The sequence below is a fragment of the Myxococcus sp. AB025B genome, from assembly GCF_006518215.1.
GTDB lineage: Bacteria > Myxococcota > Myxococcia > Myxococcales > Myxococcaceae > Myxococcus > Myxococcus fulvus.
The window spans coordinates 1-4575 of record NZ_SRLW01000487.1 but is presented as its reverse complement, the minus strand read 5'-3'; the positions used below and the strand labels follow the sequence as shown (position 1 = coordinate 4575).

The 4575-nt window shown below is 67.0% G+C and carries 6 protein-coding genes and 1 tRNA gene; 3 read left to right on the top strand and 4 right to left on the bottom strand.

All coding sequences use genetic code 11. The features are described 5' to 3' along the window. Positions 1-760: pitrilysin family protein (locus tag FL311_RS41340; protein ID WP_141333113.1), on the bottom strand; the 760-nt coding region annotated here is incomplete at its 3' end. 229 nt (positions 761-989) lie between these two features. Here FL311_RS41340 and FL311_RS41335 point away from each other — a divergent pair. Together FL311_RS41335 and FL311_RS41330 are read left to right on the top strand one after the other, a co-directional pair. Continuing rightward, the gene (locus FL311_RS41335; protein WP_141333112.1) at positions 990-1772 is read left to right on the top strand and encodes a hypothetical protein; all 783 of its coding nucleotides are present in this window, start codon (positions 990-992) and stop codon (positions 1770-1772) included. Continuing rightward, the gene (locus tag FL311_RS41330; protein WP_141333111.1) at positions 1769-2671 is read left to right on the top strand and encodes a type VI immunity family protein; all 903 of its coding nucleotides are present in this window, start codon (positions 1769-1771) and stop codon (positions 2669-2671) included. The genes FL311_RS41335 and FL311_RS41330 overlap by 4 nt, the downstream gene beginning before the upstream one ends. Positions 2672-2713: 42 nt before the next feature. Here the strand turns inward: FL311_RS41330 and FL311_RS41325 are convergent, their stop codons facing one another. Next, positions 2714-3259 (bottom strand): hypothetical protein, encoded by a 546-nt coding sequence (locus FL311_RS41325; protein WP_141333110.1) that lies wholly within the window; start codon positions 3257-3259, stop codon positions 2714-2716. 138 nt (positions 3260-3397) lie between these two features. Between FL311_RS41325 and FL311_RS41320 the strand changes: the two genes are divergently transcribed. Then, positions 3398-3919 carry a hypothetical protein gene (locus FL311_RS41320; protein WP_141333109.1) on the top strand — a complete coding sequence of 174 codons (522 nt, stop codon included), beginning with the start codon at positions 3398-3400 and terminating at the stop codon, positions 3917-3919. 36 nt (positions 3920-3955) lie between these two features. On the opposite strand, the gene FL311_RS41315 is transcribed toward FL311_RS41320, so the two are convergent. Further along, positions 3956-4028: transfer RNA gene (locus tag FL311_RS41315), tRNA-Phe, on the bottom strand. 87 nt (positions 4029-4115) lie between these two features. Further along, positions 4116-4575, bottom strand: a 460-nt coding sequence (locus FL311_RS41310) for a sigma factor-like helix-turn-helix DNA-binding protein (RefSeq protein WP_305036188.1), incomplete at its 5' end; no start/stop codon positions are given.

Here is a 4575-nt window from a genome sequence, read left to right as displayed (position 1 = left end):
GCTGCGAGGGGATGGGCTCGAGGTACTTCTCGACGAGGGTGAAGATTTCGGCGGGGGTGACGGCGCCGGTGACGAGGAGGGTGCCGTTGTTGGGGGCGTAGTAGGTCTTGAAGTAGCGCTGGAGGTCTTCGATGCGCCACGACTCGATGTCGGACGGCCAGCCGATGACGGGGAACTGGTAGGGGTGGGCGACGAAGGCGGTGGCCTGGACCTGTTCGGCGAGGGCGCCCATGTTGTTGTTGTCCACGCTGGAGCGGCGCTCCGAGTAGACGACGCCGCGCTCGGACTCGATGACCTTGGGGTCGAAGGACAGGTGTTGGAGCCGGTCGGCCTCGAGCTGGAAGATGATGTCGAGGGCGGAGCGGGGGAACCAGTCCTGGTAGACGGTGACGTCCTCGGAGGTGAAGGCGTTGTTGGAGCCGCCGTTGGCCTCCATGACGCGGTCGAACTCACCGGGGCCGAACTTCTTGGCGCCGTTGAACATCATGTGTTCGAAGAAGTGGGACAGGCCGGTGATGCCGGGGTACTCGTTGCGGCTGCCGACGCGGAACCAGTTGAAGAGGGCGACGTTGGGGATGTCGTGGTCCGGCCAGACGATGACCTTGAGGCCGTTCTTGAAGGTGCGCGTCTCGACGTTGGCGCCGAGCTTCTGGGAGGACGCGGCGGCGGGCTTGGGGGCCTTGGCTTGTGTCTGGGCGCCGGCGACAGGAGCCGCCAGCAGCGCCAGGCACGACGTCCAGAGGAGGGACTGACGGAACATCCGTGCTCCTGAGGTGGAGGAAGACGCCCGGGAACGGGCGGCGGGGCACGATATTCCAGATTCTGCGCCCCGTACCTACCTCGGAGGACATCCCGGGCACGCCGCAGCGCGTCCATTCGGGCCGGCCATCGACTACCCTCTGGTCGTGGGGCGCCATCGAGCCACTTCCATGTCCGCAGGACGTCGAACATCGCCAGGTTTCGCATCTCCCTCGGAGTGGCGCTGGCTGGTGACGGCCCTCGTGTGGACGCTTGCGGGTTGCGCGGCCACCCCCACCCTGGGGACGAGCAGCTACCGCTTCGATACGGTCTCGAGCACCTGCAGGCAGCGGCCCGAGACGTGCGCCGCGCTTGCCGGGAAGGAGTTCACCCAGACGCCTGGGCTTACAGTCGCCACGATGGGCGCCTCGGTACGAGAGACACTGCGAGCCCTGGAGCGTGGCGAACAGGAGCGCATCGAGGAAGCTCTCGTCCGTTGCGCGGAGCAGTCGCGTACAGAGGTCCTGCTCGCGCATCGGCGGGATTTCGCGGGCCAGACGCCGACCCGCGAGGAGTGCAAGCAGATGGTCCGGGACGCATCCGGCAGAAGCCTGAGTCGAGCCATGCAACTGGGCATGGAGATGCACGCAGCCGCGCTGAGTTGTGCCGCACGCGAGCTGTCGAGCTTACGTCCAGGTGGCTACAGCCTCGAGCCCTGTTACCGTCATGACACACAGAATGGCGGGACGAAGGTCATCACCGAAGCGGATGTCCAAGCCCTGAAGCAATCCGGGAATGGGGGCGAGCTCCAAGGGACCCTTGTTCCCGATGTCGTCATCCACGCGGGCCACCCCGCGCAGGCGCAAGCCGTCTACGACTTCAAGTTCCCCTGTGCCAATGTCGATGAGGCTCCTCCCTGGCGCAAATACCCGAAGGGGCACTGTCATCAAGGCCTCCACCAGGGCGAGCTGTATGAGCAGGCACTCGGAGTGCGCGCCGTGCGCATCGTCCCTCGACTCGGAATCGTTCGATGACTGAGCATCTACCGCGCATCCGTATTCACGCGAAGAGCGGCGCGCTCTTGATTCGAGACTCGCTCTGTATCCAGTTCTACATGCACCGCCCGCATGTGGAGGTGGCCCCCTTTGTCCTGCGGGCATTGGAGCGCTATCGGCGCGAGCTTCCCGCAGGCGCCTTGAGCAGCTACTCCGAAGAGGCAGGAGATTGGGAGCCGATCGCCGAGGAAGAATGGAGCACCTCCATCCGAGACGAGATCCTCGAGCCAAGGGGCGCGGTCCTGGACCTTCGGGACGCATCGGGAGAGAAGCGGTATCGCTTCGAGTATCTCGGCAGGCGCGTGTCGGTCCATGCCCCCTCGGACACGGTCTGCGCGGTGGGATTCTGGTTGCCCACCGAGTACCTGTCGGAGCACGGCGCCGAGGCATTACGAGAGCTGGTGCTGGAACTTGGAAGGGGACTCCCCTTCAATTCCGGACACGCGGGACTCGCTTTCAATTGCGAGCTGGACCTCGTGGGAGTCGAGGCCGAGGTCTGGAAGTGGTGCCACAAGTATCCAGGGATGGACCTCCCTCGGATGAGCCGGCTTGCATCACAGCTCGGGACGAAGGTCAGTACGGTCTCCTGGATGACGCTCCTGGGAGAACCGGTGCTGGATGCGGCGGGAGGCGCAGCACGACTCCGCGAGCAGCTTCGCTCAACGGAGGGCACCGTGCTGGAGTTGGACAGCGAGCGAGTCGCCGCCGTGCTCACCCCGAAGCCCGAGGCTGGAGACACGGCGCACGGCGGCGTTTGGCCCGCGTACCGCAAGCTCGCCACCGCACTGGAGCCCTGGTTCTTTCACGAACGACACCTGGTGGGCGCGCTCCCCTCGAACGAGGAGCTACGCCGATGGGAGCGCCGGTTCATCGACTGACAGGGCGTGGAGACACGCCCTGTTCAGGAGAGCGCCGCTGACTCAGGCCCCGAGCACACCGCGCAGCACGTCCTGGAAGTAGTTGATGCTTCCGACGTGCGTCTGGTGGTGCCTGGCGGACTGGTGCAGGCGGAGGACGACGGCCTCGAACTCGGCCTGGCTCACGTCGCGCAGGGACATGTAGAGGCGCGCGGCGCCCTGCAGGTACGAGAACAGGGGGTTGCGGTCCGTGCCGTCCGGACGGCGGGCGAGGTGGCGGTAGAGCCGCTCGAACTCCTGGTCCGTCTCCGTGTTGCGCACGGCGCGGCAGTAGCCGGCGGCCGTGGCCTCGAGGAGCATGAAGAACGGGTGGTACTCGGGAGGCGGGATCTTCGCGAAGCTGGGCGGCTTCACGTCACCGGTCCACAGCTGGGAGATGGGCTGGAGGGTGACATGCGCGAGCTTCTCGCCATCACGCACCAGGGCGCGGGGGCCCACGGGGACCACGTGCTTCTTGTCGGCGTCCCACTCCACGGCGACAAACAGCCGGTCCGGCGCATCCGCCTTCACGCCCGCCTTCTCCAGCTCCGCCACTGCGTTCGCGTCCATCTCGAGTCACTCCTCCGAGTCCCCTCTCTACCCTGCCCCAGGCGTCCTGTGCACCCGGCTTCGCACGAGGTCGTCTGCTCGCCGCCACCTCGCTCGACGATGGGCCCACCACGCCGCGCGGGATAGCCTGCACACATCATGACGAGCCCACGCTTCCAGGGACCCGACTGGACGGCCGCACTCCATCATCTCGAGCACGGGCCGCTGTTCGCGTTCTCCGGCTGGCCCCACCGCACCCTCCCGAGCATCGCCGCGGGCGTGTACTCCATCTGGAGAGACCAGCAGCTCGTCTACGTGGGAATGGCAGGCAGAGGCTCGCTCGTGGAGGAGCCCTCCTCCACCAAACCCAGGGGACTGGCGGACCGACTCAGGAGCCACGCCAGCGGACGGCGCAGCGGAGACAAGTTCTGTGTCTATGTTTGCGACCGGCTGGTGCTCCCCACCTTGTCACCCGAGGACATCCAGCAAGTCTCGAGCGGAGCCCTGTCACTGGATGAGCGGACCCAGGCGTTCATCCACGCGCACCTCGGCTACCGGTTCGTTCAGGTCCCGGACGGCGCCTCCGCCCTGAGCCTGGAGAACCAGGTGAAGGGTGGCGCCCTCTCCTGCGGCCCGCCCCTGCTCAATCCGCACACCCGCCGGAAAAACAAAGGGCCCTGAACCAGAGAGGTCCAGGGCCCTGAAGTCTTCAACGTGTGCCCAGGGGCGGAATCGAACCACCGACACGGGGATTTTCAGTCCCCTGCTCTACCGACTGAGCTACCTGGGCGTACGGGTCACCGCGAGAAGCCGCGCTCTCATATCGAGCCCGTCCCCAGGCCGTCAAGCACCCATTTGACGGCCCTTCACCTCCTCGTCACGCCGCCTGCGGCATCGCCTCCGCGTCCCAGGTCGTCAGACTGGCCGTGAGCCTCTTCTTCAGCTTCGCCCTCAGCCCCTGCTCGATCTGCCGGATGCGCACCGCCGTCACCCCGAAGCGCTGGGCCAGGAACTCCGCGCTCACCCCCTCCTCCACCATCATCCGCTCCTCCACCAACGCCCGCTCCCGCGCGTCCAGCTCCGGCCAGGCCGCCTCCACGCTCGCCCGCAGCCTCGCCGCCCACCGCGCCCGGTCCACCGAGTCCTCCTGCGACTCGAAGTCCCCCTCCAACACCTCCAGCCGCGTCACGTCCCCGTCCTGCGTCACCGGCGCGTCCAGCGACACGTCGCGCGTCAGCGACTCCGCCGCCCGGGCCACGTCCTCCTCCTTCTTGCCCAGCGCGTCCGCCAGCCGCCGCACCACCTCCGGATGCCCCTCCCCCCACCGGGCCTCCAGC